Consider the following 26,213-nt stretch of genomic DNA (forward strand, 5'->3'; position numbering starts at 1 on the left):
GGTGTATAGAGTAATGGCGCTAACCACCAAACTCCTCCTTCGCCAGGGCCAGTCCCTGGTTATGACGCCGCAGCTTCTTCAGGCGATCAAGCTTCTCCAATTCTCAAACATGGAACTCGCCGCCTTCGTTCAGGACGAGCTTGAGCGTAACCCTTTGCTGGAACGGGCCGAGGAAGCACCGGACAACGAGCCGGCGATTGAAGGTGACGGCGGCGATTATGGCGACGCCTCCGCCGAAAACGATTCAAGCGAAGCGGGCGAGACCGAATGGACTTCGGAATCCTTCGCCACCGACCGCGGTGCCCTCGAAGCCAGCCTCGGCACAGAGCTTTCCAATGCGTTCGAGGATGATCGCGCCCCGACGCCGGCCGAACATCCAGCCGCCAGCGAAGGGCTGGGGCTCTCCTCGACCTCCTGGTCCGGAGCCCCCTCGCCTGCGTCGGACGGCGGCGAGGCGACCAATCTCGAAGCCTATGTCGCCGCCGAGCTAAGCCTGCGCGACCATCTCGCCGCGCAATTGACGCTCGCGACCAAAGACCCGATCGAGCGGGTGATCGGCCATGCGATCGTCGATTCGATCGATGAGTCGGGCTATTTCACGGAGCCCGTGGCGGAGGTCGCCTTGCGCCTCGGTGCGCCGGTGGAGCGTGTAGAAAAGCTTCTCGCCACCATCCAGAGCTTCGAGCCCAGCGGCGTCGGCGCCCGCAATCTCGCCGAATGCCTGTCGATCCAGTTGAAGGAAAAAGACCGCTTCGATCCGGCGATGCAGGCGCTCGTCGCGCGGCTCGACCTCGTCGCCAAGCGCGATTACGCCGCCCTGCGCAAGCTCTGCGGCGTCAGCGCCGAAGACGTGACCGACATGATCGCCGAGATAAAACGGCTCGACCCCAAACCCGGCCGCGCCTTCGGCGGCGGCATCGTGCAGCCGGTCGTCGCCGATGTCATCATCCGGGCCTTGCCCGACGGTTCTTGGCATGTCGAATTGAATTCCGAGGTCCTGCCGCGGCTGCTCGTCAATCAGGTCTACGCGACGCGGGTCGCCCGCGCCAAGGCCAGCGATATCGACCGCTCCTTCCTCTCCAATTGTCTGCAGACGGCCAATTGGCTGACCAAGAGCCTCGAACAGCGCGCCCGCACGATTCTCAAGGTGGCCAGCGAAATCGTTCGCCAGCAGGATGCTTTCTTCGCGCATGGCGTCGAACATCTGCGCCCGCTCAATCTCAAGGCGATTGCCGACGCCATCGGCATGCATGAATCCACTGTCTCGCGCGTCACCTCGAACAAATATATTTCCACGCCGCGCGGGCTTTTCGAGTTGAAATATTTCTTCACCGCCTCGATCGCCTCGCGCAATGGCGGCGATGCACATTCAGCGGAAGCGGTGCGATTCCGCATCCGGCAGATGATCGAGCATGAATCCGAGAGCGACATTCTCTCCGATGATGCGATCGTGGAACAGTTGAAGAAATCGAATGTCGAGATCGCCCGGCGCACTGTCGCCAAATATCGCGAGAGCCTGCGCATCCCCTCGTCGGTCGAGCGCCGACGCATGCGCGGCTTGCATTGATTGAATTGTGTAACACGCGAGATTGTCCAGCGCGATTCTGTAACTCTTCTACAAAAGCTTGAATCCTTTCACGATTGTAGAGCTTGCATGGTGCAAACGCGGTTCCGCTCAAGCGTGTTTTCCCCGCTGTCACCGCAGGCGTCGCGTCAAACCATTGACTTCGCGACGCGAGGCTCCTAACCCTGAAGCAACCGCCGGTGAACAGCGGATCGCGTTGGAGCGACAGTGGATTGGAGGTAAACCAATGACATTGCGCGTCTCTGGAAAGAACATCGATATCGGGGATTCGTTACGCACCTATGTCGGCGCACGGCTCGACCTCGTGGTCTTGAAATATGCGGCGGAACCGACCGGTGGTCATGTGACAATCGAACGGGAAGGCTCCGGCTTCCGCACCGATTGCACCTTGCATCTCGACTCAGGTGTCACATTGCAGGCGGAAGCGGAAGCCTCCGACGCCTATTCGAGCTTCAACAAAGCCGCGGACCGCATCGAGAACCGTCTGCGCCGGCAGAAAGATCGCAGCCGCGCGCGCACGAACAATCCTGCCGAATCCGCCATCGCAACGGCGGCTCCTGTGCCCCATGCGATCAACTTCTCCAGCGAAGCGGACGAGGCGGACGAAGCCAATCCGGTGGTGATCGCCGAAGCCATCGGCGATGTCGCGGAACTATCCGTTTCAGCCGCGGTGGAAAAACTCGACATCGGCGATGCGTCCGTCGTGTTCTTTCGTCATCCCGGCAATCGCCATATCAATCTGGTCTATCGGCGTACCGACGGCAACATCGGGTGGATCGATCTCTCCACCCCGTCAGCGAAAGCGTCATCTCTCTAAACACTGGACCTTAGGCGCGGAAGAGGCCATATGGCCTCTCGCCGAGCGGATCCCTGCGCGGTGCACAACATGGCTCTTTTATCGAGCGTCCGGAAGTTGGAAGTCAGTCTTCCCATGCGGCTCACGGATCTCATCGCCCCCGACGCCATCGTCCCGTCTCTGCGCGCCGGGACGAAGAAACTTGTCCTGCAAGAGTTGAGCGAACGGGCGGCGCGGATTTCCGGCCTGCCGCCGCGCGAAATCTTCAACGCGCTTTTGCAGCGCGAGAGGCTGGGCTCGACCGGCACAGGCAGCGGCGTTGCCCTGCCACACGCCAAACTCAAGAAATGCCTGCGGATCTTCGGGGTATTCGCGCGGCTCGAAAAGCCGGTGGACTTCGACGCCATCGACGGCGAACCCGTCGATCTCGTGTTGATGCTCGTCGCGCCGGAGCTTGCCGGCGCTGATCATCTGAAGGCGCTGGCGCGTGTCGCCCGGGTTCTGCGCGATATCGCGATCGCTACCAAATTGCGCGCGACTCGCGATCCTGCGGCGCTTTATGCGGTCCTGACTCAGGAGCCCGCCTCGAACGCCGCTTGAGCTTTTTTCCGACGCGGACCTACGGCATGGATGTGTCCCCAACGGACCTGCGCTAGATTGCAGCCATGCCAAGCGCCGCGCAAAAGCCCCTCGCGATCTCCTCCCTGCCAGCCCTGCTGGATGAAGCAGTGGTGCGCTTTGGCCACCAAAACGCCCTCGATTTTTTCGGACGCAAGCTCACCTACGCGGAACTGGGACGCCTCGTTGACCGCACCGCGCGCGGCTTCCAGAAGATCGGCGTGATCCACGGTACGCGGGTTGGGCTCTGTCTGCCCAATTCACCCTATTTCGTCATCGCCTATTATGCCGTGCTGAAAGCCGGCGGCATTGTCGTGACCTTCAACCCTCTCAATGTCGCACGCGAAATCGCCCGGCAGGTCGAGGATTCCGGCACGACGATCATGGTGACCCTCGATGTCGAAAAGATCTATCCCAAGGTCGCCGCCGTGCCGCAGGCGAGCGGCCTCGAAAAAATCATCGTCTGCTCGCTGCGCGCGGCGCTGCCACCGCTGAAGGGGCTGCTCTTCGGTCTGTTCAAAGCAAAGGAACTCGCCAGGATTCCACGCGACGCGAGGCACATCCGCTTCGAGCGCCTCCTCGCCGATCGCAGCCCGATAACGCCGGTCGCGATCAATCCGGTGATCGATCTCGCGGTGCTGCAATATACCGGCGGCACGACCGGCGTGCCGAAGGGCGCCATGCTCAGCCACGCCAACCTCACCGCCAATGTCGCGCAGATCAAGGATCGCGTGCCGAACCTGCAGCCGGGGCGCGAGCGCGCGCTGATGCTGCTGCCGCTGTTTCATATCTTCGGCATGACGGCGGGGATGAATTTCTGCATCTCTCTCGGCGCGGAAATCGTGCTGCTGCCGAGCTTCGACCTCGTACAAGTACTGAAGTTCATCGCCAGCAAAAAGCCGACCTTATTTCCCGGTGTCCCGAGCCTTTTCGCGACGCTGAGCCACAAAGCGGCACACAGCAATTTCGATCTTTCCTCGATCCGCTATTGCATTTCCGGCGGCGCGCCGCTGCCGCTCGACACCCGCCAGCAGTTTGAGTCCCTCACCGGATGCAAACTTGTCGAAGGCTACGGACTGACCGAGGCCTCGCCGGTCGTCGCCGCCAATCCGCTCGATCGGGAATACAAAAACGAATCCGTCGGGCCGCCGCTACGGGACACGATCGTCGAAATCCGCTCGCTCGACGAACCGGCGAAAATCCTCCCCGCCGGCGAACGCGGCGAAGTCTGCCTGCGCGGACCGCAGATCATGGCCGGCTATTGGCGCAATCTGGAGGAGACGAAAGCAGCCTTCATCGGCGGCGCGCTGCGAACCGGGGATGTCGGCTATCTCGACAAGGACGGCGATCTCTTTCTTGTCGACCGGATCAAGGACATCATCATCTGCAACGGCTTCAAGATCTATCCGCGTCTCATCGAGGAAGCCTTGTTGCAGCACCCTGCCGTCGCCGAGGCGGTCGCCATCGCCTTGCCGGACGCCGTGCGTGGACAAGTGCCGAAGGCCTTCGTCACTTTGATGCCGAACACCGAAGCGACGCCGGGGGAACTCCTGCGCTTCCTCTCGGAGCATCTATCGCGGATCGCGCTGCCACGGGTGATTGAAATCCGCGCGAGCCTGCCCAAAACCAATATCGGCAAAATCAGCCGCAAGGATCTGGTTTTGGAAGAAGCGGAAAAATCCGGCGCGGCCGCATCCTGATGGCGGGGCGCCGGACCAAGGCACGCACCGCGAACGACGACGACCGCCTCCTCTTGCCCGCGCGCTTCGAAGCCTTCTTCGCCCGGCGCGGCTGGACGCCCCGCGCGCATCAGCTCGCCTTGGTGAAACATGCCGAAGCCGGAGAGGACGTGCTGCTGATCGCCCCGACCGGCGCGGGCAAGACGCTCGCCGGATTCCTGCCGACGCTGATCGATCTCGACCGGCCGCGCAACCGGCGTAGCCTGCACACGCTCTATCTCTCGCCGCTGAAGGCGCTCGCGACCGATGTCGCGCGCAACCTCGAAATACCGATCAACGAGATGAACCTCGCCGTCCGCGCCGAGACGCGCACCGGCGATACATCGATGTCGAAACGCCAACGCCAGCGGCGCGATCCGCCCGACATTCTCTTGACGACACCCGAGCAACTCGCGCTTCTGCTCGCCAGCGCCGACGCGCGCCATTTCTTCGCCAACCTGAAGCGCGTCGTGATCGATGAATTGCACTCGCTCGCGGCCTCGAAGCGCGGCGATCTTCTGAGCCTCGATCTCGCGCGGCTGCGGACAATCGCGCCGCAGATGCGCACCACAGGCCTTTCCGCGACTGTCCGCGACCCGGACGAATTGCGCCGCTGGCTCGTCTCGCAGCCCGCTCTAGCGCATCTCGTCAATGCCCCGCCCGGTGCGAAGCCAGACATTTCGATTCTCGACACGACCGAGCATCTGCCCTGGTCGGGCCATACGACGCGCCATGCCATCGCGGAGGTCTACGGGCTCATCAAGCAGGCGCATATGAGCCTCGTCTTCGTCAACACGCGCGCGCTGGCCGAATTTGCCTTTGCCGAACTGTGGCGGATCAACGAGGAGAAATTGCCAATCGCGCTGCATCACGGCTCGCTCGATGTCGGCCAGCGCCGCCGCGTCGAAGCGGCCATGGCCGAAGGCCGCTTGAGGGCCGTCGTTTGCACCTCGACCCTCGATCTCGGTATCGACTGGGGTGATGTCGATCTCGTCATCAACCTCGGCGCGCCGAAGGGCGCCAGCCGGCTGTTGCAGCGCATCGGCCGCGCCAATCATCGGCTCGATGAGCCCTCGCGCGCGATCCTCGTGCCGTCAAATCGTTTTGAGGTGCTCGAATGCCGCGCGGCGGTCGATGCCGCCTATGCCGGCGAGCAAGATACCGCCATCGCGCGCAGCGGCGCGCTCGACGTGCTTTGCCAGCATATTCTCGGCATGGCCTGCGCCGAGCCGTTCTTCGCCGACGAGCTTTTCCGCGAAGTCACCTCGGCGGAGCCTTATCGCAATCTGATACGCGAGGACTTCGACGCCGCCGTCGCCTTCGTCGCGCATGGCGGCTACGCGCTCGCCTCCTATGAACGTTTCGCCAAGATCAAACAGCAGAAGGACGGCTCCTGGCGCATCGCCAACGGCCGCGTGGCGCAAACCTATCGCATGAATGTCGGCACGATCGTCGAAGCCGATATGCTGAAGGTGCGGCTGGTGCGCGGTGCCGCGAGCGAGCGCGGCGCGGCCTATACCGGGCCGTTGCGGCGCGGCGGGCGTGTGCTCGGCCAGATCGAGGAATATTTTCTGGAGACGCTGGCACCGAACGACACTTTTCTTTTCGGCGGTGAAATCCTCGCCCTGCAGGGCATTGTCGAGGATGAGGCGCTTGTCTCTCGCGCCCGTGCCGAGGCGCCGAAAATCCCCTCCTATGATGGCGGCAAATTTCCGCTCTCGACGCATCTCGCGGCGCGGGTGCGCCATATGGTGGCGAACCCCAAGCAATGGCATGAATTGCCGGAGCCTGTCGCCGAATGGCTCGGCCTGCAGGCGCAACGCTCGGCGCTGCCCCCGTCCGGCCATCTGCTGGTCGAGACGTTTCCGCGCGGCAACCGTTTCCACCTCGTCGCCTATCCGTTCGAGGGGCGGCTGGCGCATCAGACATTGGGAATGTTGCTGACGCGGCGCATGGAGCGCGCCGGCCTGAAGCCGCTCGGCTTCGTCGCCAATGATTATGCGATCGGCGTCTGGGGCGCGGAAGACATCGCGGCGCGGATCAAGGCAAAACGCGTGAGCCTCGCCAGCCTCTTTTCGGAAGACATGCTGGGCGACGATCTCGAAGCCTGGCTGCTCGAATCCTCTCTGATGAAGCGCAGCTTCCGCAATTGCGCGATCATTTCGGGGATGATCGAGCGCAATTTTCCCGGCCGCGAGAAGACCGGACGCCAGATCACCGTCTCGACCGACCTCATCTACGATGTTTTGCGCCGGCACGAGCCGGATCACATCCTGCTGCGGGCAACCCGGCAGGACGCCGCTCTCGGGCTGCTCGACCTGCCCCGGATCGCGGCTATGCTCTCGCGTGTCCGGGGGCGAATCATGCATAAAGCTTTGGATCACGTGTCGCCGCTGGCGGTGCCGATCCTGCTGGAAATCGGCCGCGAGGCCGTCTATGGCGAGGCGCGCGAGGCCATCCTGGCCGAGGCATCGGCTGCGCTGGCGCGGGAAGCGGCGGAAGAGTGACCGGATTGGCTAGTGTCGCCAGCGTCATTGCGAGCGAAGCGAAGCAATCCAGTCCTGCAGTCTCTGGATTGCTTCGCTTCGCTCGCAATGACGGGCACGACAGAGAGAGATGAATATCCAGGTGAAACACCCCGTCACCATACTCGCCCTCGGCAGCGCGGCCTTCGTCGCCGACTCTCTCGGCGCGCTCTATTGGCCGGAAGAGCGACTGCTGATCGTGGCGGACCTGCATTTCGAAAAGGGATCGGCCTACGCAGCGCGGCGGGTGTTTCTGCCGCCTTACGACACGGCCGCGACGCTCGCCACACTCGCCGCGTTGATCGCCCGCTATGCGCCGCGCACCATCGTCGCGCTCGGCGATTCCTTCCATGACGTGAACGGCGGCGAGCGGCTGCCGGGGCAATTCCGCGCCACGCTCCGGCAATTGCAGGCCGGGCGGCACTGGATCTGGATCGCCGGCAATCACGATCCGGTCCTGCCCGAGGATCTCGGCGGCGCGCGGCACGACGAACTCGCAATTGGCAGCATCACCCTTCGCCACGAGCCCAGCGCGCAGCATGACGGATTCGAGATCGCCGGCCATCTGCATCCGGTCGCGCGCGTCGTGGGCAGCACGGGGTCCGTTCGGCGGCGCTGTTTTCTGAGCGACAGGACGCGCTGCATTCTTCCCGCCTTCGGCGCCTATGCCGGCGGCCTCAACCTGCACGACCGCGCCTTCGCGCCATTGTTCGGCGGCCGTGAACGCATTGCCCATGTCATGGGCCGCGAGCGCGTCTATCGAATCTCGCACCGGCAGTGCTTGCCGGATTAACCCAAAATCCCCGCGCGCGTTTTGACTTCCCGCCGCTGGCGCAAGCGTTGCTGCGGAACGCGAACGAATTGCGCGCCTCCGTAATCCTAGCTATGAAAGTTGCGTTCCGGCGGGGAAGAGACTCATGGCGAGGCAAAGAGGCATTTTCGGATCGCGTAAAACGGCTGCCGCGGTACTGGCTTTGGCGCTTGGCGCGGCGTCCCCCGCCTATGCTGCGGCGAGCGTCACGACGATGGGCAACATCGGCGACGCCAACAAAGCATCGCGCCTCATCCAGCATTATACTTTGGATGAGAGCAAGCGGGTGATGGACGCGACCGCCGCCCAGCCTGACGGGATTAGCGAGGATGTCATCCGCAAGGTGACGATCGAAACGGCGCACGGCATCTGCGCCGATCCGCGCGGCGCCGGCTGGACGCTGCGGGTATTTCTACCCAATCAATCCGAGCCGCTCACGACCTGCCGATTCCGCTGATTACAGCATCGACACTTTCGGACGCTGGCTGAAACTCAGGCTCGGTGGCGGTGACGGTGGCGGAGAAGCGCGCGTCGCGCCAACGACCACCGGCAGCGCCACATTGTTGGAATCGACCGCGGGTGTGCGCGGACGGAAGCTGGCCGCGACCGCCTTGGCCGTCGCCAGTTGATCCGGTGAGAGCCGCGCCCCAACATCGTCGCGCTTGGTCGCCGAGTCCTGATCGCCCTGCGCCGCGACGACAGCGAACCAGACATAAGAGGCGACGAAATCCTGCTGCACGCCAAGGCCGCGCGCGAGGAGGACGGCGTAATTGTACTGGCTGTCGCGGACGCCGAATTCCGCCGCCCGTTTGAACCAATGTGCGGCGGTCACATAATCCGGCCGGCCGTTGTCGCCGCCATCGGCCGCGAGCACCGCGAGATTATGCATCGCGCGGATATTCCCCTGCTCGGCCGCGCTCTGATACAGCGACCGCGCCTTGCTGAGGTCGCGCGGCACGCCGATGCCCTTCTCGAAAAGCGAGCCGAGACGATATTGCGCCGGGGCGAGACCCTGCGCCGCCGCCTTTCCATACCATTCGGCCGCCGCCTGGAGATCGCGCGCGGTCACACGCCCTTCGGCATAATTGGCGGCAAGCGCAAATTGCGCACTCGCGTCACCGGCCCGCGCCTGGCTGCGCAGATCAGCGAAGGAGATTTGCCGCGGTTGCTCCGCCGTGACGGGAGGTTTCGGCGCGATCGATCCGGTCACGACCGGATCGACCCCGGCGGCCGGCGCGGCGGCGCGCGGCGGCGCTGACGGCGGCGTGACGATCGAATTGGGTGACAGGGCGCTGTCGTCGACCTTGGCCGCGGTGGTCATCTGCGTAAAGGCATTTTGCTGCGCCGGGGACGGCGACATGACCGGTGCGTCGGGCATCACCACCGCGACGGCGGCCGGCGGTTCGACGTTGTAGGAGAGCTTCGTACGGTCTGGATGGCCGAGCGTCTTCAGCACGGCATAGGCGCCGACGGCGACGAAAATCGCTGCCAGCGACAGAACCACCGGCCGCTTGTAATGGGCAATTAAGCCGCGCGTCGTGTCGAGCAGCCCGCCCTTGCCCTGGGCGAGCGGCGCCGCACCGGCCCCCGCATAGGCCGCAGCGGCGGTTTCGCGCTGTGCCGCCTGAGCGGCGCGGCGGGCGGCGGCGATGAAATCGGAGCGCGGGCTGGGCGCTTCGAGAGAATCGAGGGTCGAGCCCTGCGGGCCGGAGCCGCCGTTCTCGCGGCGGCCGGGGAAGCCCCTGCCCGGCTCGATCAGAAAGTCTTCCGCCGCACTAGAGGACGCGTCCTCTCCGCCACGGCTGCCGCGCGGCTCGGCGAACGGCGGCGGGGGTGGCGGATTGTCGCCGCGTGGCGGCGCGAAGACGGGCGCCGGCCCCGAAGCTAAAGTTGCGCCCGGATCGCCGCCCTGATGGTCGTCCATTCCCGCTTCAAACGTCGAAAGCCGGTCGACGACCTTCTCCAGGGTTTCGTGCACGGCGTTCAAGGTCGAGAGCGTGCGCGCGTCGGCCTGATCCTGCCGGGCGCGCAGTTCAAGAAGCTCTTCGGTAATTTTCTCTTGCGCGGCGGCATGGTCGGGCGTCCCCGCCAGCACGTCGCGCGCCGCGCCGCGCGCGGTTTGTTCGGCTGCGTCGAGACTTGCAACGCGCGTGCGCTCGAGTTCGCCGAAGAGTTCGCTGATCGCCCGCTCGAGCGAGCCGAGAGACGCGGCGGTAGTGGAATGATCCATCCGCTCCGCAAGCTGAACGATCTGCTGTTCGAGCGCCTCGATCGCGCGATGGTCCGCTTGCGGCGCCATGGCGCGTTCGATCTTGTCGGAAAGCGAGCGGACCAGCTCTTCCAACCCGCTCGTGTCGGGAACCGCGGTGCGCTGCACCTCGGCAATGCGTTCGGAAAGTCCGGTGTGGACGGTCTCGATTCGATCGGAGAGATCGCGATAGCGGCTGTGATCGCGCGTGGCCTGGAGCGATTCCTCGACCTTTCCGGCGATCTCCGCCAGACGCGCTTCGATCGCATCGAAATGCGCCTTGTCGTGGCGCGGCTCCAGCAGCGGAGTCTCGTCGTAAAGGTGTGGCGCCGGGCGATGTTCGCCGAGGCTTTGGACGAGCTGCGCAACCTGCAGCTCGATCCGCTCGACGGGAAGAGGATGCGCGGCGGCGGCGGTCAGAAGATCGCGGATTTCGCGGGTCTGCGCCTGGATATGGCCGAAAGCCGCGGGATCGACACTGCTGCGGCCGAGATCTTCGATCTTGCTGCCGAGCTTCTTGATTTCGCTGTCGAGACCTTTGATCGTCATGCGCGGATCGATCTCGGCGAGCGATTGGCGCAATTCCGCGACCAGCTCTTCCATCGGCCGCAGCACCGTCTCCTTGATGCCGTCGCTGCGCGATTCCTCGATCTTTTGCGACAGGCCGCGGATCGCGGCCTCGACCGTGGCGACCGAGCCGCGCGAGGCGACGTCGCGCAGCGCCTCCGACATGCCGGCGATCTCGGAGCGCAATTTATCGAGGTCGCAAGCCTGCGGGGCTGCATAGCGCGTCGTCTGCTCGCGCTGCATCGAATCGAGCTTGGCGGCGAGCCCGGCGATGTCGTCCTGCAAGCTTGCGAGCGAGGTCGCGCGCGGCCGTGCCTGGCCGAATTGCCCGGCCGCCTGTTCCACAGCCTGACGTGTCGCGGACGTCGGCGCCAAGCCTTCAAGCTCCTGCTGGCGGCGGGAAACTTCGGCGATCGCGGCGCCGAGCGAGGGACGGCGCGGCGCGGGGCGGGCGGGCGGTGCGGCGGGAGCTTGCGGCCCCGCAGATGCGGCGACCGCGGCCAAAAGCGTGTTAAGCGTCGCCTCCACCCGGCTGAGCTGCGCGCCATAGACGCGGGCGGGAGCATCGGCCTCCGGCGCAGCTGGCGGAGTGTCCCGTGCAGGTGTCTGGCCAGAATTCGTCGCGGCGTGATCCCGGTTTTTCCACGGAAACGCTTTGATCATAATCGCTCCGGAGGGATCGCCCTGATTGCCGAACCTTCAAGGCGCCGGCACCGAATCATGCCCTCGGTCGCGACGCGCTGTTTGAATGAATTTCCGTAACCTCGGTAAACAGCGGGTTAATTCTGATTGATTTTGATACATCTGGACAACTTAAGAGGGAGTCGTCTTAAGATACAATTTATAGTTGTATACCGCAGCAGATCGGTTAAACATGAGAGCTGTCCTTAGGTGAGAGAGGGCGGGCGCGGATGCAGGAGAACCAAGGTTTTGAGTCGGCCCACGCCAAGCGTGAGCCGCTGACGAGCATCGGTGAGATGGCCCGTGAATTTAAAGTCAGCTTACGGACGCTGCGCTTTTATGAGGATCGGGGGCTTCTACACCCGTTGCGCAACGGCGTTACCCGGCTTTATTCGGACCGCGACCGGCAGCACCTGCAATTGATCCTGAAGGGACGCCGTCTCGGCTTCACGTTGACCGAGATCAGCACTCTGCTCTCCGAGGCGGATGCCAGCGGCCCCGAGCTCCATCTGGCTCCAGATCAGATCCGCGCTCAAATCAACCATCTCGAACGCCAGCGCGACAGCCTCGATCAGGCGATCGCAGAATTACGCCATGTCGAGACGAAGACAGTTCAGACTTCGCTCTGACGATCACGCTTCGTGTGGTTTATCGGCACCCACCGTAACCCCGACGGAGGCGCGCCTGGTAAGATAGATCACGGCAATGATCGCCGCGGCAAAGCCGGATGCTGCGCCGACACCGAGCGCGGCCCGCGGGCCGAACCGATCCGCGACCCAGCCGACGATCGGCGCGCCAAGCGGCGTGCCACCCAAAGCGACGGCGAGAAGTATGGCGAGAACCCGGCCGCGCATGTGCGGCGCAGTCGAAAGTTGCACCAGGCTGTTGGTCGAGGTCGTAAAGATTTGCGTCGCGACGCCGACGACGACGAGAGCCAGACCGAAGAGCAGATAGTTCGGCATCACCGCCGCAACCGCGCAGCCGATGCCGAAGATCAGCACGCCTACGAGCAGCACGCCCATATCCGGCCGTCCGCGCCGCGCCGCCAGGAGTGCACCGACGACCGAACCGATCGCCATCATCGACGTCAGGACTCCGAACTGGCTCGCGCCGGAATGGAAGACCGCAACCGACATCGTCGAAATGAAGATCGGAAAATTGAGCCCGAACATGCCGACGAGAAGCAGCATCAAGAGAGCGGCCTTGAGATCGGGCCGCTGCCAGATGTAGCGAACGCCTTCCGCGAGACTGCCACGGCGTTTCTCCGCCCGAGGATGCCTGTGCAGCGCCTCGCCGCGCAGCAGCGCCAGCGCCGCGAGGACCGCGACAAAGGACGCCGCGTTGAGGAGAAACACCGCGCCGGTTCCGACCGCGGCAATCAGAATGCCCGCCACCGCCGGGCCGAGCATCCGTGCCGCGTTGAACAGCGTCGAATTGAGCGCGACCGCATTGGCAAGATCGGCCTCGCCGACAAGTTCGCCGACGAAGACTTGCCGCACCGGCATATCGAAGGCGGCCACGCAGCCAAGCAGAAGCGCGAAAACATCGACCTGCCAGAGCCGGGCGAGCCCGGTATAGACGAGAAGCCCGAGCCCGAGCGCAAGCAGGCCCATCGCCGTTTGCGTCGCGAAAATAAGTTTCCGCTTGTCGAAATGATCGGCGGCGAAGCCGGTCAACGGCAGGAGCAGAACCTGCGGCGCGAATTGCAACGCCACGACGACGCCGACCGCCGTCGCATTGTTGTGGGTGAGTACGGTGAGCACCAGCCAATCCTGCGCCGTGCGCTGCATCCACGATCCGACATTGGAGACGAGCGACGCGCCCGCCCAGAGCCGGAAATTATGAAAGCGCAGCGAGCGGAACGTGCCCTTGGCCATGCCGTCATGCGCCTGTGGGCGAATTGCCGCCGTGGAACCGCCCAAACGCGCGCGCAGCAATCACGCCCATAAGCAGAACGCCCACACCCACGGCGACGACATGATCGGCGGCGTGGACATCGAAGTTCCCCACTCGGGCGATGAGAAGGTAGGCGAAGACGAAGTTGGCAAATCCCCAGAGCACGTTCACCGTCGAGGACGAAAGACCTCTGCCTGACGGCTTGGCAAACGGGCTCTGAAAAGGCCGCCCCATCGTGCCGCTGACGAAATGCGGAATGGCATTCGCGAGAAAAGCGCCGCCGAACAGGTAGGATAGGTCGTGAAGCCAATCCATGTCAGGCGCTTCTGTCCAGAAGGTCGATGATCTCCTGCTTCGTGCCGGTTTCGCCCAGCCGCGGAAAGATGCGCGTCACGCTGTTCTCGTGCGCGCCCGCATCGAGATCGGTCACCGCATCGGTCGCAATGGTGACATTGAAGCCGAGCGCATAGGCTTCGCGGGCGGTCGTTTCGACGCCGATGCTCGACGCGACGCCTGCGAGCACCACCTGGGTCACGCCAAGCTCCTTGAGCAGCGCGTCGAGATCGGTGTTGGCGAAGGCGCCCCAGGTTAGCTTGGTCACTTTGTAGTCGCCGGGCTGGGCGTTCAGTTCGGGAATCAGGTCGGCCCAGTCCGGCGGCAGGGTGCCTCGCGCATGTGCCCGCTCGGTGCGGCCCGGTGCGCCGCCGGCGACATTGACCAGCACCACCGGCAGGCCGTGGCGGCGGAAGGACGTGGCAAGCGCGCTGGCATTGGCGATCACACCGGCGATGGGATGGACGCTCGGGAGTGTGACGATCCCCTTTTGCAAATCGACGACGATGAGCGCGCTTTTCGGGTCAAGCGTGGTGACGGTCATATGGATTTTCCTGGTGGGTTATTCGACAAGTCGCTGCAGGAGAACGACGGCACGGGAAAGCTCGGCCTGTTGCTCCGGCGTCAGTTTGGTTTCGATGGCATTCAGCAGCCAATCCTCACGGGCGAGGCGGCTCGCCCGGATCACTTCCCGGCATGCGTCGGTGAGTGACAGGAGGGTCTGGCGCCCGTCGGCGGGGTCTGCCGCACCGCGAACGAAATCCGCCGCCTCCAGCGCCGCGATCGTCGCCCCCATGGATTGCGGCCGCACGCCCGCCTCACGGGCCAGGGTCGAAACAGTCGCCGGCCCTTCGCGTTCGAGCCGTGCGAGCACGAAAATTTGCGCGAGCGTAAGATCGCCGGCCCGCGTCTGGTCGCGCATCCGGCGCTTGAAATTGCCGAGCAGGATTCTCAGCTCCCGGGCCAGGGTCGCGGCCTCGGCCGAACGCGGGGGGATGGGTTTCTCACTCATGAAATATTCCTAGCACATATGAAGGTAAACTACAAAGCCTATCTTCATATCTCATGACGACTCTGGATCGGGCGAGGGATTCTTTCTATGGAGGGCGGATCTTCAGCACGAGAGGCCGTTCGTGAACGCTCCGTCAGAGCCCAAAATCGGCATTCTTCTGGTCAATCTCGGTACGCCCGACGCGACCGATTTCTGGTCGGTGCGACGCTATCTGAAGGAATTTCTCTCCGACCCGCGGGTCATCGAAGCGCCGCGCTGGCTCTGGTTGCCGATCCTCAACCTCATTGTCCTCACAACGCGCCCGGCGCGCAGCGGCAAGGCCTATGCCTCGATCTGGAACCGCATCGGCGAGGGCAGCCCCTTGCGCGCGGTCACCCAAGCGCAGGCGAAAAAGCTCGCGGCATGGGTCGCGGCCGGCAATCTTGGCGCGCAGCCGATCACCGAATGGGGCATGCGCTACGGCAAGCCAAGCATCGCCGAAAAGCTCGACCGGCTGACCGCGGTCGGCTGCGACCGGATTCTGATTTTCCCGCTCTATCCGCAATATTCTGCGACGACGACCGCGACCGTCGGCGACGCCGTCTTCGCGGCGCTGGAGAAGATGCGGGTTCAGCCTGCCCTGCGCATCGTTCCGGCCTACCCCGACGACCCGGTCTATATTGCCGCGCTGGCACAATCCTATCGCGATTTCGCCGGCACGCTCAGCTTCGTGCCCGATACGCTGCTTGTCTCGTTTCATGGCCTGCCGCAAAGCTATGCCGACAGGGGCGATCCCTATCCGCAGCAATGCACGGCGACCTTCACGGCTTTGGCGGCGGCTTTGGCCAATGATGTAAAACTCACGAAAATGAGCTTCCAGTCACGCTTCGGCCGCGCCGAATGGCTCAAGCCCTATACCGCCGATATGGTGCAAAGCCTGGCGCGTGAAGGCCGCAAAAATCTCGTTGTCATGGCGCCGGGCTTTGCCGCCGATTGCGTCGAAACGCTGGAGGAAATCGACATCGAAAACCGGCATTTCTTCCGCGAGGCGGGTGGCGTGAATTACGCGACCGTCCCCTGTCTCAACGATAGCGTGGAAGGAATGAGCGTGATTTATCATCTCGTCGCGCGCGAGCTTCAGGGCTGGACTTGATCGGTTGAATTCCATCGCGTGCGCCGACGCACGCGATCCGCTTGCCGCGTTTGAGTAATCCCCCCATATTCCCGTGGCGGTCGATATGGCTGCTGCAATTGCCTCCGAGGAGATTTTGATGAGGACTGCAAAACTCGCCATTGGCGCCCTGGCCACCGCCGCGCTTCTCGGCGCGCCGCATGTCGAAGCCAAGCCTGGCGGCTGTCTCAAATATGGCGCGGCGGGCGCCGTAGCCGGCCATTACGCTGGCCATCATGCCTTCAAGGGCGCTCTTGCAGGCTGCCTCGCCGGCATGGCGCGGCGGCATGAGTACAAGAAGCAGCTGGAGCGCGAAAAGGAAGAGGCCGCCAAGCAAAAGCAGATCGAGGAGCAGAACAGCGCGGTGACCGGCGCGCCGCCGGCTGGGTCGACGACCACCCCTGCAGCCACAAGCCCCGCAGCCGCCCCTCCCGCAGCGTCCACGCCCGAGACGAGCGCCCCGGCTCCCGATCAGAAATGAGACGATGAAGCGCGGGCTTTCGGCACCGTGCCGTCACGCAGCTTGCGCTCCCATTCATAGGCCTGGGTGACGATCTCGCGCAGATTGTCGTGTCGCGGCACCCAGCCGAGCTCCACGCGAATGCGCTCCGCCCCGGCCACAAGCGCGGCAGGATCGCCCGCGCGGCGGCCGGCGCGGCGCGTTTCAAAATCAACGCCCGACACATCCTTCACGATGTCCACGACTTCGCTGACCGAATAGCCGTGCCCGTAGCCGCAATTGAGCACGAGGCTCCCGCCGCCGCCGCGCAAATGCTTGAGCGCCAGAACATGCGCCGCGATGAGATCGCTGACCTGGATATAATCGCGCAGGCAGGTTCCGTCGGGAGTCGGATAATCGGTACCGAAAATATCGAGCCCCTTTCGCACGCCAAGCGCGGCTTGGACTGCAACTTTTATCAGATGTGTTGCGTTAGAGGCTGACTGGCCAAGGCGGCCTTTGGGATCGGCACCGGCTACGTTGAAGTAGCGCAGCGCCACATAGGAGAGCCCATGCGCGCGAGCGGCATCCTCAAGTATCCACTCGACCATGAGTTTCGATCGTCCATAAGGATTGATCGGCGCCGTCAGCGAGTTCTCAAAAATCGGGTTGACGGCGGGCTCGCCGTAAACGGCGGCGGTCGAGGAGAAGATGAAATTCGAGATGCCGTTTCTTGCGGCGAATTCCACGAGAGCGCGGGCCTTGACGGTATTGTTGAGATAATATCCCAGTGGGTCGGAGACTGAATCCGGCACCACGATCTTTGCCGCGAAATGCGCGATTGTATCGATCTGGTGCGCCGCGGCGATCGCCCGCAGTTTCGCCTCGTCCCCGATATCGCCCACGACAAGCGTCGCCGCCGCCGGCACCGCCCAGGCAAAGCCCGTGGACAGATCATCGAGGACGACGACCTGCTCACCGGCGTCGAGCAGGGCCAGGACCATGTGGCCGCCGATATAGCCTGCCCCGCCAGTTACCAGAATTGCCATCCGCTCCGCTCCCGTTTTTGCGCCGATGAGACCAAGGATGAGGTCATGTACGGCGAAAAATGCCTGTGAAACACCCTTTTCCGCCAAGTTGACGCTGCAATCCTTTGCGTCCTAGTGGAAAGACTTTGATCGATTTTTTCCAAAACCTGGCTTGAAACCTTCAGGAACCTTCTCGGATGACCAAACGCGTACGCAAAGCTGTTTTCCCCGTCGCCGGCCTCGGCACGCGGTTCCTGCCTGCCACCAAATCCGTCCCGAAGGAATTGCTGACCGTCGTCGACCGGCCGATTTTGCAGCACGTGGTCGAGGAAGCCTTTGAGGCAGGGATCGAACATTGCATCTTCGTGACAGGCCGCAACAAGGCCGCCATCGAGGACTATTTCGACTTGGCCTACGAGCTGGAAGATATCCTGCTCAAACGCGGCAAGACCAAGGAATGGCAGGCGCTGAAGGCCGATCTGCCGGCGCCCGGCGCGATGAGCTTCACCCGTCAGCAGGCGCCGCTCGGCCTTGGCCATGCCGTCTGGTGCGCCCGCGATATCGTTGGCGATGAGCCCTTCGCCGTCGTGCTGCCCGACATGCTGACCATGGCCGCCCAGCGCGGCGGCAAGCGCAGCCTCGCGCAATGTATCGAGGCATTCGACAAGCACGGCGGGAATATCATCGCGGTCGAAGAGGTCAAGCCCGAGGAGACGCATAAATACGGCATCGTCTCGGTCGGCAAGAAATCCGGCTCGACTTTCGAGATCAACGGCATGGTCGAAAAGCCGCCACAAGGCACGGCGCCGTCGAATTTCATCATCTCCGGCCGCTATGTGCTTTCGCCGGAAATTTTCAAAATCCTCGAAAAGGGCGAGAAGGGCGCCGGCGGTGAAATCCAGCTCACCGACGGCATGAAGACGCTCGCGCAGGAACAGGAATTTCACGGTGTCATCTTTGACGGCAGCACCTACGATTGCGGCTCGAGCATCGGCTTCCTCGGCGCCAATGTCGCCTTCGCGCTAGCGAACCCCGACATCGCTCCGGATTTTCGCCTGCTGCTTAAGACGCTCATTGCCAAGCCGTAAATCAGAGCTGGAACTTCAACCCGGCAAGGAACACCTGATCGGTGTAATTCGTCAGCGCTTCGGAACTGATGAAGCGCTGATATTGGTACGAGCCGGTAATGAGGATCGAACGCGTCATGTGATAGTCGGCCTCGAACAGACCTGAATAATAGTTCTCGGTCACCGGCTGGCCGACATAATTGTTGATCTGGTAGGTGCCCGTCGCGGACAAGGTGACGTTGCGCAGAAGCTCATGAGAAACCTTCAGCGTGAATGTATGCGCGATGGCGGCGGAGGCGTCGGCGAGCGTGGTTTGCGCAACGTCCGTCGCGACGGCGAAGGTCACAGTCGTCAACGGCGTCGGGGTATAGATGAGGCTCGCATCGACCGTCGGCGTGCTCACCACCGGCAGCCTGTAATCGACATAGACGCCGTTCTCGTAGCCCACCGCGATATCGCCGGTGATGAGCGGTGTGACCTGATAGGTCGTGCCAGCCTTCGCCTGAATGCCGTTCGAGGTGCGGTCGAACCCGTAGACGTCGGCAGCCGAGTCATATTGGGTATGGTTTCCCGTCACCTGCAGATAGGGGATGAGCGTCGGCGTCACTTCATAGGAGAGGCGGCCGGCGATGGCATAGACATTGTTGTCCTCGAGCGAGAGCTCCAGGATCGTGCCGTCCGATTGCGTCGCGTCACCAAAGGCATAGCGCGTGAACGCGCCCGACAGGCTGACCGAAAGGCGATTGAACTTCTCCGTCACGCCGAGCATCTGGCCGACCGTCGCGTAGAGCGGCCGGTTGGTGACGAATACGGCATTGGGAATGGCGAGGATCGGTGAGCCCGGCTGCTCCGTCGACAAGCTGAAGGTCGTCTGCGAATTGATCTGCGTTTGGCGGGTAACATCGACACGGCCCGTGATCGTGCCGGAAACATTCGGACGGTTGGCCGTCGGAACACTGAAATAATCATAATAGCCGCCGCGCAGATCGGCCGTCAGGCTGTGCTGCGACCAATCCGACTGCACCTTCATCCCGGCGCCGCCATAGATATAGGCCGAGGGCACGACATCCACGGAGAGAAGGTTAGGGTTGGTATCGTAGCCCGTATCGGTCTCGACATAGGGAAAGAGCCGCAGCCCGCCCACATCGACGCCGATCGGATCGAAGGGCGCCGAATCCGGCTTGGGCCGCAAGGGCCGCGGCAGCGTCGGAATGACGGCGACGGTCGGTCCCGGATCGGTCAGGTTCGCCGCGGGCGGATTGTTGCCGCGCTTCCTCATACCCGGCGCCGTCGCGTACGGCGCGAGCGCCGGCAACAGCGTCTGTCCCGGCCGCTTGATCTGCGGCAATTGATAGAGCTGCGACTTCTTCAGTTTGCGCCGGCCGTAATTGATGACATGGCCGGTCGAGCTGACGGGAGGCGGAAGCCCATATTGCGGCGGCTGAGCGGCAACCGGATTGGTGTCGCCCAGATCCGGGGCGGCTTGCTCGGCGGAGAGATCGTTAAGCGGTGGCGGCTCGGTGCCGCGCAGTTCCGGCGACAGCAGCGGCGCCGCCTGCAGGACCGGCCCGTCGCCAGAGCTGGCATCGTCCGGCGCCGGCGCTACCTGAGCAGGCGTCGTCATCTGCTGGGCGAAGGCGCACGCGCCCGTTGCGGCGGCGAAAATCGCGGCCACGACCGCTGCCCGGCAGAATTTGGCTAAAACCGGCACACGCCCTCGCTGTCGCAGCCGCCCGAAGGCTGCGATCAACGAGAGTTAGGCAAACATGGTTAACGTCATATTAGCATCGGCGAAATTGCGTCCCGAAACGGGACGTGGCTGCGCCTGCGCAGCGCACTCTAAGGCAGGTAGAAGAGCCCGGCGAGCACGAGGAAGACGGCGACGCAGCACTGAAGCTCTTGCCGGAACCCCAACGATAGGCCCGCGATCGAAATGAATTTCGTGACAAAGACAGCGACCAGAAGCGAGGCGAGGAACCATTCGCCGAGGTCATTCGAAAGGGCGTTTCTGACGAAATCTAAATATGCGTCCCAAAACATGGCGGGACCCTCATGAAATCGGCTGGATCATCTCCCTTAGACATTTACGCTGGGGAAATCGGATTTCGCGAATTTGCACGATCCAGAAATTAGAAAACATTTACCTAATTAGCGCGCGCAACACGTTGCGGCTGCTTCCAAGGTGCCCCGCAGCATTGACGCGCCGCGGGGCAAGTCGTCATGAATCTCAAAATGTGGCCGGCGAAATCGGACCAAACTTACCGAAAACCAGTCATCGCAATTACTGCGGCATCGCCTTCAAAATCTGCTGGTGCAGATAGTCCGGGAGGTCATCCACGGACATCATGATGTAGGTCTTGCCATTCATCTTGACGATGTCGGCATGCATGGTGCCGCCGTCCTTCATGATGAGATCGGTGTGCGTAATCATCTCGACTGTCTCTTGTACATCAACGGCACCGGCGCTGGTCGCGAAGAGAAGCGCAGCAGCAAGGGCGATGAAAGTGGCTTTAACACGCATGTTCGTACTCCTTCGCCCTGCGGATAACAGGGTCGTTCGAGGCCATCTGTCTTCGATGTGGGTCGCGGTCCTCTCTTGTGGACCCGCGACGTCTACCTCTACGCAGGGGGAGTCAGCGGCGTTACAGCGCAACAAAAATAATTTGCAAAAAATGATTTCCAAAGCGGTCGACGAAAGATACGCGGCTTCCGATAAATCCGATGCAATGGATTGGATAATGAGGCCGCGACTATTCGCAGGCCATCGCGTCTAGCCCAAGCCCGAAATCCGTAACCCAAGTTCGCAGGCGAGCGCCACCGCCAGAAGAATGGCAAGCATGACGCCGAATTCGAACATCACGCGGGCGCCCTGCTCCGGCTCCCGACTCCGCTTGGTGCTCATGACGCTCCCGCCAGAATGTGTTCCGGCGGGAGTATCAGCACATAGGCGCATATAAATTCGAGAGGCCGTGGCGCGTCGAAAAATATATGCGGCGAACTCTCTAACTCGCGAGCGCCGGATAGTCGGTGTAGCCATGCGCGTCGCCGCCGTAGAAGGTCGGCTGATCCGGCTTGTTCAGCGGCGCATCACGGCGCAGACGCTCGACGAGATCCGGATTGGCGATGAACGGTATACCGAAAGCGATGAGATCGGCGCGGTTCTCCCGCAGTGCCTCGATCGCCAGATCGCGCGTATAGCCGTTGTTGGCGATGTAAGCGCCGGAGAACGTCTTGCGCAGAGCGACATAATCGAATGGCGCATAATCACGCGGGCCGGCAGTCGCGCCTTCGATGACGTGGATGAAGGCAAGCCCACGGGCGCTGAGCTGTTCGACCAAGGGGAAATAGACCTTGGCCGGATCGCTGTCGGAAATGTCGTTGGCGGGGGTGACGGGAGAGAGCCTTATGCCGACGCGCTCGCGCGGCAAGACGCTAAGGACGGCATCAACGACTTCGAGCGCAAAGCGCAATCGATTCTCGACCGAGCCGCCGTATTCGTCGGTCCGGTGATTGGTCTTGTCCTTCAGGAATTGCTCGATGAGATAACCGTTGGCACCGTGAATTTCGACGCCGTCGAAACCGGCCTTTTTCGCATTCTCGGCGGCCGCGACATAATCACGGACAACGCTCTTGATCTCGTCGATGGTCAGTGCATGCGGCTCGGAGACATCGACGAAGCCACCCTCGATAAAGGTCTGCCCCTTCGCCCGGATCGCCGATGGGGCGACCGGCGCGTTGCCGTGCGGCTGCAGCGAGACATGCGAAATGCGGCCGACATGCCAAAGCTGGATGACGATTTTGCCGCCGGCTTCATGCACGGCATCGGTGACTTTCTTCCAGCCTTCGATCTGGGCCTGCGAATAGATACCCGGCGTCCAGATGTAGCCCTGGCCCTGCTGCGAAATCTGGCTGGCCTCGCTGATGATGAGACCGGCCGAGGCGCGCTGGCGATAATATTCGGCGTTGAGGTCGTTCGGCGCGTCGGTGCCGTGTGTCGCGCGATTGCGCGTCAGCGGCGCCATGACGATACGATTTTTCAGTTCGATATCGCCCAAACGAAAGGGCGAGAAAAGAATGCTTGCGTCCTGCGTCATGCCACAACCCCTAACAAAATGCGATGCGGCGCGGAACAGACTTATTCCGCTGCCGCACACGCCCAAAATAGGAAGGCGGCGCGCATTTTGTAAGATTGAGATAACGCGGGATTGATTTCGATCAAACCCGGGTCTGCGCCCGAGATAGAAATCTTCAAATCCGCGTAAGACGCGAAAATTTTAGTTCATATTCAGCGCCTGCATATAGAGATCGAGAATTGCCTCCATCTCCTTGCGCTCGGCGTGGTCCTGTTTGCGGATCTTGACGATCTGGCGCACGGCCTTTGTGTCATAGCCGCGACCCTTCAGTTCCGCGTAAACATCGCGGATATCGTCGGCCAGCGCTTTCTTTTCTTCTTCCAGCCGTTCGATCCGTTCGACGAACTGCTTCAATTCCCCTGCCGCGACGCCGCTATCGGTTTTGGCTACTGCCGTCATTTTACGCTACCTTGATTGGGCCGGACGCATTGGCGCGCCCGCGATTTTGAGCTTCGTTGCGGCTCCGGCCACCCAAAATCAAGCATCCGAGCGCGAAATCCCCGCTATTCTGGCCTATCCGGCGGCGCCGCCGGCACGGCTTGGACCAAAAGCGATTTCGTGCATCTCCGGCCGCGCCAGAATCGGCGCCAGCACTTCGGCTAAAAGGTCGGCCCAGCCATGCGCTTTTTCAGGTGTGGCGACGAGATCCTGACGAACCTCGATCAGGAGTCCGGCGAGGCCGCGCGAGGTGACCTGCTCATGCAGCGTGTCGCCTGACAGGGCGCCGTCATAGGGCTCGTTGTCGCCAACGATCAGGCCACGGGCTTTCAGCGCCGCGATCAGCGGCAGCGGCAGGCGCGGATCGGCATCCCACAGAATGCCGATCTGCCAGGGCCTTTCCGTGCCGCGCCAATTGGGCGTGAACGTATGCAGGGAAATAACGGCCGGAACCGGCCCCCTGGCTGTGAGCGCGGCGATCGTCTCGGCAATGGCGGTGCGATAAGGCTGCCAATAAAGCGCGCGGCGACGGCCAATCTCAGCCGCGTCAACGCGGGCATTACCGGGAATCAGCCTGCGGTCCGACAGGCGCATCACCAGGGTCGGGTCTTGCGCGCCGCGATTGGGATCGATCAGCAGCCGCGAAAAGCGGGTGAGCAGCGCCGGGGCGCCAAGTTGGACCGCGAGCCGGCGGGTGAGATCGGCGGCGCCGATGTCATAGGCGATGTGCGCCTCGAGATCGACGGCCGGCAGCCCGAGCGTGCCATACGTCTCCGGCAAGGCATTGCTGGCGTGATCGCAGAGCAGCAGGACGCCGGCCTCAGGGCGTCCGTCGATTCGCTCGATCGCTTCGAATTGATCCGGCCTGGACGCCTCTGCCATGACAAATCTTCAAAGATACGGAGGGGCCGAAGTCAACTTTTCGCTGCCGTCGGGTTTCGCTGCTCTTGGACGGATTTTTTGGCGGAACTTTGGGATGATCGGGGCCGACGAGAAGATTTCCCTTGCACCACTTGGCCCAAGCCCGCTTATTCTGGCCCGGTGCGATGCGTCTGGCCCTCTCCTTGGCCTTTGTTGCGACATAGTCTTCGCCTTGGACTATCTCCGATCCGATGAGCCATTCACGTCATAATCTCGTGCGGGTGCTGGCACCGCTGCTGTTCGTCGCGGCTTTGGTTGCGGCCCATCCGGCACGCGCCGATTTTCGGCTTTGCAACATGAGCACGAATCGCGTGAGCGTCGCCATCGCCTATACGAACGGCTCCAGTTGGGTGAGCGAAGGGTGGTGGAATATCAAGGCCGGTGCCTGCGACAATCTCGTGCGCGGCCCCTTGGCGGCGGAATTCTATTATGTCTATGCCATGGACGAGCGCGGCTCCGAGTGGAAGGGCAAGGCCTTTATGTGCACGGCCGACCATGAGTTCCGCATTACCGGACGGCAGGATTGTTTCGTCCGCGGCTTCGACCGGACCGGCTTCTTCGAAGTCGACACCGGGCGTGAGGCGCGCAATTGGACGGTGCAATTGACCGACCCGGCGCCGGCGCCGGTCCATTCCGGCCCCTGATTCAATTCGGAACGCCGATGGCTTCCCGGCATTGGACCTTCACTAAAGCGCACAAAATTTCATCTAACTTACGGCCGTATTCCGTATTAAATGCCGGTCCGATCGCCTAAGAGCGAAGCTCGAAGATTGAGGAAAGGGAGTTAACCGATGCGACGGCTTCGCCGCAGCAAGATCGTCGCGACCTTGGGTCCCGCGACCGCCCAGCGCGCCGTCATCGCCGATTTGTTTCGCGCCGGCGCGGATGTGTTCCGCATCAACATGAGCCATGCGAGCCATGATGACATGCGCGAACGTGTCCAGATCATCCGTTCGCTGGAGCCGGAATTCGGCCGTCCGATCGCGATTTTGCTCGATCTGCAAGGCCCCAAGCTGCGCGTTGGGCTGTTCAAGGACGGCGCGGTGGAATTGAAGCGCGGCGACAGCTTCATCTTCGATTCCGACACGACGCCCGGCGACGCGACGCGCGTGAACCTGCCACATCCGGAAATCTTGCTGGCGTTGCAGCCGGGCCATGTCGTTCTGATCGATGATGGCAAGGTGCGCCTGCATATCAGCGAGGCGTCCCCGGAGCGCGCCGTGGCATTGGTCGACATCGGCGGGCGTGTTTCGAACCGCAAGGGCGTCAGCCTACCGGATACGGAAATTCCCGTCGCCTCGATGACGCCGAAGGATCGCGACGACCTTGAAGCGGGGCTCGAGGCCGGCGTCGATTGGATCGCCGTTTCCTTCGTCCAGAAGGCCGAAGACGTAGCCGACGTCAAGAAAGTCGCGGGCGACCGTGCGCTCGTGCTCGCCAAGATCGAGAAGCCGCAGGCGATCTCGCGGCTCGACGAGATTATGGAAGTTGCCGATGCCTTCATGGTGGCGCGCGGCGACCTCGGCGTCGAGATGCCGCTCGAAAAGGTGCCCGGCCTGCAGAAGCGCATCAATCGCATGGCGCGGCGTCTCGGCAAGCCGGTGATCGTCGCGACGCAAATGCTGGAATCGATGATCTCGCTGCCGGTGCCAACGCGCGCCGAAGTCTCCGATGTGGCGGCGGCGCTGTTCGAGGGCGCCGACGCGGTCATGCTTTCGGCAGAGAGCGCCTCCGGCCGCTATCCGGTCGAAGCGGTGGCGACGATGAACAAGATCGCCGAAGAGGTCGAGCGCGATTCCTTCTACCGACAGATCATCAATGCCCAGCGGCCGAAGCCGGAAGCGACCGTCCCCGACGCCATCGCCACCGCCGCGCGCGACGTCGCCGAGACGCTGGATTTGAAGGCGATCGTCGCCTGGACCTCGTCCGGCTCGACCGCGTTTCGTATCGCCCGCGAGCGGCCGGAACCGCCCGTCCTCGCCTTGACGCCGAACCGCGACACCGCCCGGCGCCTCGCGCTCGTCTGGGGCGTCCATGCCGTCGTCACCGAGGATGCGCAGGATGTCGACGATATGGCCGCGCGCGCCTGCGTCATCGCCGCGTCGGAGGGCTTCGCCGTGCCCGGCGAGCGGATCATCATCGTCGCGGGCGTGCCCTTCGGCTCGCCGGGGGCGACCAATATGGTGCGGATCGCTTACATCGAGAAGTAGATCAGCGCGCTCATTGCGAGGCGCATCGCGCCGAAGC

26 protein-coding genes are annotated in these 26,213 nt (G+C 62.9%); 13 read left to right on the top strand and 13 right to left on the bottom strand.

The features are described from left to right. Positions 1-13 precede the first annotated feature (13 nt). The 7 genes from rpoN (at position 14) to CWB41_RS01340 (ending at position 8,510) form a co-directional block, all read left to right on the top strand. A complete protein-coding gene (gene rpoN, locus CWB41_RS01310; protein WP_115835776.1) occupies positions 14-1,567 on the top strand; it encodes an RNA polymerase factor sigma-54 in 1,554 nt (517 codons plus the stop codon). Between the two features lie 244 nt (positions 1,568-1,811). After that, complete coding sequence (gene hpf, locus CWB41_RS01315) at positions 1,812-2,402, top strand: ribosome hibernation-promoting factor, HPF/YfiA family (protein ID WP_115835775.1); 591 nt, start codon at positions 1,812-1,814, stop codon at positions 2,400-2,402. A gap of 114 nt (positions 2,403-2,516) precedes the next feature. Beyond that, positions 2,517-2,981 carry a PTS IIA-like nitrogen regulatory protein PtsN gene (gene ptsN / locus CWB41_RS01320; RefSeq protein ID WP_115836345.1) on the top strand — a complete coding sequence of 155 codons (465 nt, stop codon included), beginning with the start codon at positions 2,517-2,519 and terminating at the stop codon, positions 2,979-2,981. A 65-nt stretch (positions 2,982-3,046) separates the two neighbouring features. Continuing rightward, positions 3,047-4,699: a long-chain-fatty-acid--CoA ligase gene (locus tag CWB41_RS01325; protein WP_115835774.1), complete on the top strand. Its 1,653-nt coding sequence runs from the start codon at positions 3,047-3,049 to the stop codon at positions 4,697-4,699. Then, the gene (locus CWB41_RS01330) at positions 4,699-7,224 is read left to right on the top strand and encodes a ligase-associated DNA damage response DEXH box helicase (protein ID WP_115835773.1); all 2,526 of its coding nucleotides are present in this window, start codon (positions 4,699-4,701) and stop codon (positions 7,222-7,224) included. Before CWB41_RS01325 ends, CWB41_RS01330 begins: the two co-directional genes overlap by 1 nt. Positions 7,225-7,333: 109 nt before the next feature. Continuing rightward, positions 7,334-8,035, top strand: coding sequence for a ligase-associated DNA damage response endonuclease PdeM (gene pdeM, locus CWB41_RS01335; protein ID WP_115835772.1), 702 nt, complete (start codon positions 7,334-7,336; stop codon positions 8,033-8,035). Positions 8,036-8,159: 124 nt separating this feature from the next. After that, entirely contained in the window at positions 8,160-8,510 is a 351-nt protein-coding gene (locus tag CWB41_RS01340) for a hypothetical protein (protein WP_129396369.1), read from the top strand. Here CWB41_RS01340 and CWB41_RS01345 read toward each other — a convergent pair whose 3' ends face one another. Beyond that, a complete protein-coding gene (locus CWB41_RS01345; protein WP_115835770.1) occupies positions 8,511-11,531 on the bottom strand; it encodes an SEL1-like repeat protein in 3,021 nt (1,006 codons plus the stop codon). A gap of 314 nt (positions 11,532-11,845) precedes the next feature. On the opposite strand from CWB41_RS01345, the gene CWB41_RS01350 reads away from it, so the two are divergent. Continuing rightward, on the top strand, positions 11,846-12,178 hold the full coding sequence (locus CWB41_RS01350) for a MerR family transcriptional regulator (RefSeq protein WP_245411191.1): 333 nt from the start codon (positions 11,846-11,848) through the stop codon (positions 12,176-12,178). 3 nt (positions 12,179-12,181) lie between these two features. Here CWB41_RS01350 and CWB41_RS01355 read toward each other — a convergent pair whose 3' ends face one another. The 4 genes from CWB41_RS01355 to CWB41_RS01370 are packed head-to-tail and all read right to left on the bottom strand — an operon-like array spanning position 12,182 to position 14,790. Continuing rightward, entirely contained in the window at positions 12,182-13,426 is a 1,245-nt protein-coding gene (locus CWB41_RS01355; protein WP_115835768.1) for an MFS transporter, read from the bottom strand. A 4-nt stretch (positions 13,427-13,430) separates the two neighbouring features. Beyond that, positions 13,431-13,760 carry a hypothetical protein gene (locus tag CWB41_RS01360; protein ID WP_115835767.1) on the bottom strand — a complete coding sequence of 110 codons (330 nt, stop codon included), beginning with the start codon at positions 13,758-13,760 and terminating at the stop codon, positions 13,431-13,433. Between the two features lies 1 nt (position 13,761). After that, positions 13,762-14,322: a cysteine hydrolase family protein gene (locus CWB41_RS01365; RefSeq protein WP_115835766.1), complete on the bottom strand. Its 561-nt coding sequence runs from the start codon at positions 14,320-14,322 to the stop codon at positions 13,762-13,764. Positions 14,323-14,340: 18 nt separating this feature from the next. Further along, positions 14,341-14,790, bottom strand: coding sequence for a MarR family winged helix-turn-helix transcriptional regulator (locus CWB41_RS01370; protein WP_115835765.1), 450 nt, complete (start codon positions 14,788-14,790; stop codon positions 14,341-14,343). 121 nt (positions 14,791-14,911) lie between these two features. On the opposite strand from CWB41_RS01370, the gene hemH reads away from it, so the two are divergent. Further along, positions 14,912-15,922, top strand: coding sequence for a ferrochelatase (hemH, locus tag CWB41_RS01375; RefSeq protein WP_115835764.1), 1,011 nt, complete (start codon positions 14,912-14,914; stop codon positions 15,920-15,922). Between the two features lie 118 nt (positions 15,923-16,040). Continuing rightward, complete coding sequence (locus CWB41_RS01380; protein WP_129396370.1) at positions 16,041-16,421, top strand: hypothetical protein; 381 nt, start codon at positions 16,041-16,043, stop codon at positions 16,419-16,421. Here the strand turns inward: CWB41_RS01380 and galE are convergent. Beyond that, positions 16,412-17,428: a UDP-glucose 4-epimerase GalE gene (gene galE, locus CWB41_RS01385; RefSeq protein ID WP_115836344.1), complete on the bottom strand. Its 1,017-nt coding sequence runs from the start codon at positions 17,426-17,428 to the stop codon at positions 16,412-16,414. The genes CWB41_RS01380 and galE overlap by 10 nt on opposite strands. A gap of 176 nt (positions 17,429-17,604) precedes the next feature. Between galE and galU the strand changes: the two genes are divergently transcribed. After that, positions 17,605-18,495: a UTP--glucose-1-phosphate uridylyltransferase GalU gene (gene galU / locus CWB41_RS01390; RefSeq protein WP_115835762.1), complete on the top strand. Its 891-nt coding sequence runs from the start codon at positions 17,605-17,607 to the stop codon at positions 18,493-18,495. A 1-nt stretch (position 18,496) separates the two neighbouring features. On the opposite strand, the gene CWB41_RS01395 is transcribed toward galU, so the two are convergent. From CWB41_RS01395 to CWB41_RS01420, 7 genes are all read right to left on the bottom strand, one after another. Next, entirely contained in the window at positions 18,497-20,149 is a 1,653-nt protein-coding gene (locus tag CWB41_RS01395; RefSeq protein ID WP_115835761.1) for an outer membrane beta-barrel protein, read from the bottom strand. A 164-nt stretch (positions 20,150-20,313) separates the two neighbouring features. After that, entirely contained in the window at positions 20,314-20,514 is a 201-nt protein-coding gene (locus CWB41_RS01400; protein ID WP_115835760.1) for a hypothetical protein, read from the bottom strand. 241 nt (positions 20,515-20,755) lie between these two features. Next, positions 20,756-20,995 carry a hypothetical protein gene (locus tag CWB41_RS01405; protein WP_115835759.1) on the bottom strand — a complete coding sequence of 80 codons (240 nt, stop codon included), beginning with the start codon at positions 20,993-20,995 and terminating at the stop codon, positions 20,756-20,758. 249 nt (positions 20,996-21,244) lie between these two features. Next, entirely contained in the window at positions 21,245-21,376 is a 132-nt protein-coding gene (locus CWB41_RS16455; RefSeq protein ID WP_281024142.1) for a hypothetical protein, read from the bottom strand. Between the two features lie 100 nt (positions 21,377-21,476). Beyond that, positions 21,477-22,568, bottom strand: a complete 1,092-nt coding sequence (locus tag CWB41_RS01410; RefSeq protein ID WP_115835758.1) for an alkene reductase — start codon at positions 22,566-22,568, stop codon at positions 21,477-21,479. 180 nt (positions 22,569-22,748) lie between these two features. Continuing rightward, complete coding sequence (locus CWB41_RS01415) at positions 22,749-23,006, bottom strand: DUF2312 domain-containing protein (RefSeq protein WP_115835757.1); 258 nt, start codon at positions 23,004-23,006, stop codon at positions 22,749-22,751. A gap of 114 nt (positions 23,007-23,120) precedes the next feature. Beyond that, the gene (locus CWB41_RS01420; protein ID WP_115835756.1) at positions 23,121-23,927 is read right to left on the bottom strand and encodes an N-formylglutamate amidohydrolase; all 807 of its coding nucleotides are present in this window, start codon (positions 23,925-23,927) and stop codon (positions 23,121-23,123) included. Positions 23,928-24,157: 230 nt separating this feature from the next. Here CWB41_RS01420 and CWB41_RS01425 point away from each other — a divergent pair, with 230 nt between their 5' ends. Then, complete coding sequence (locus tag CWB41_RS01425; RefSeq protein WP_115835755.1) at positions 24,158-24,610, top strand: DUF1036 domain-containing protein; 453 nt, start codon at positions 24,158-24,160, stop codon at positions 24,608-24,610. Between the two features lie 147 nt (positions 24,611-24,757). Beyond that, a complete protein-coding gene (gene pyk / locus CWB41_RS01430; RefSeq protein WP_115835754.1) occupies positions 24,758-26,176 on the top strand; it encodes a pyruvate kinase in 1,419 nt (472 codons plus the stop codon). The last annotated feature ends 37 nt before the right edge of the window (positions 26,177-26,213 follow it).

Origin of the sequence: Methylovirgula ligni (genome assembly GCF_004135935.1) — a bacterium.
GTDB classification, from domain to species: Bacteria; Pseudomonadota; Alphaproteobacteria; order Rhizobiales; family Beijerinckiaceae; genus Methylovirgula; species Methylovirgula ligni.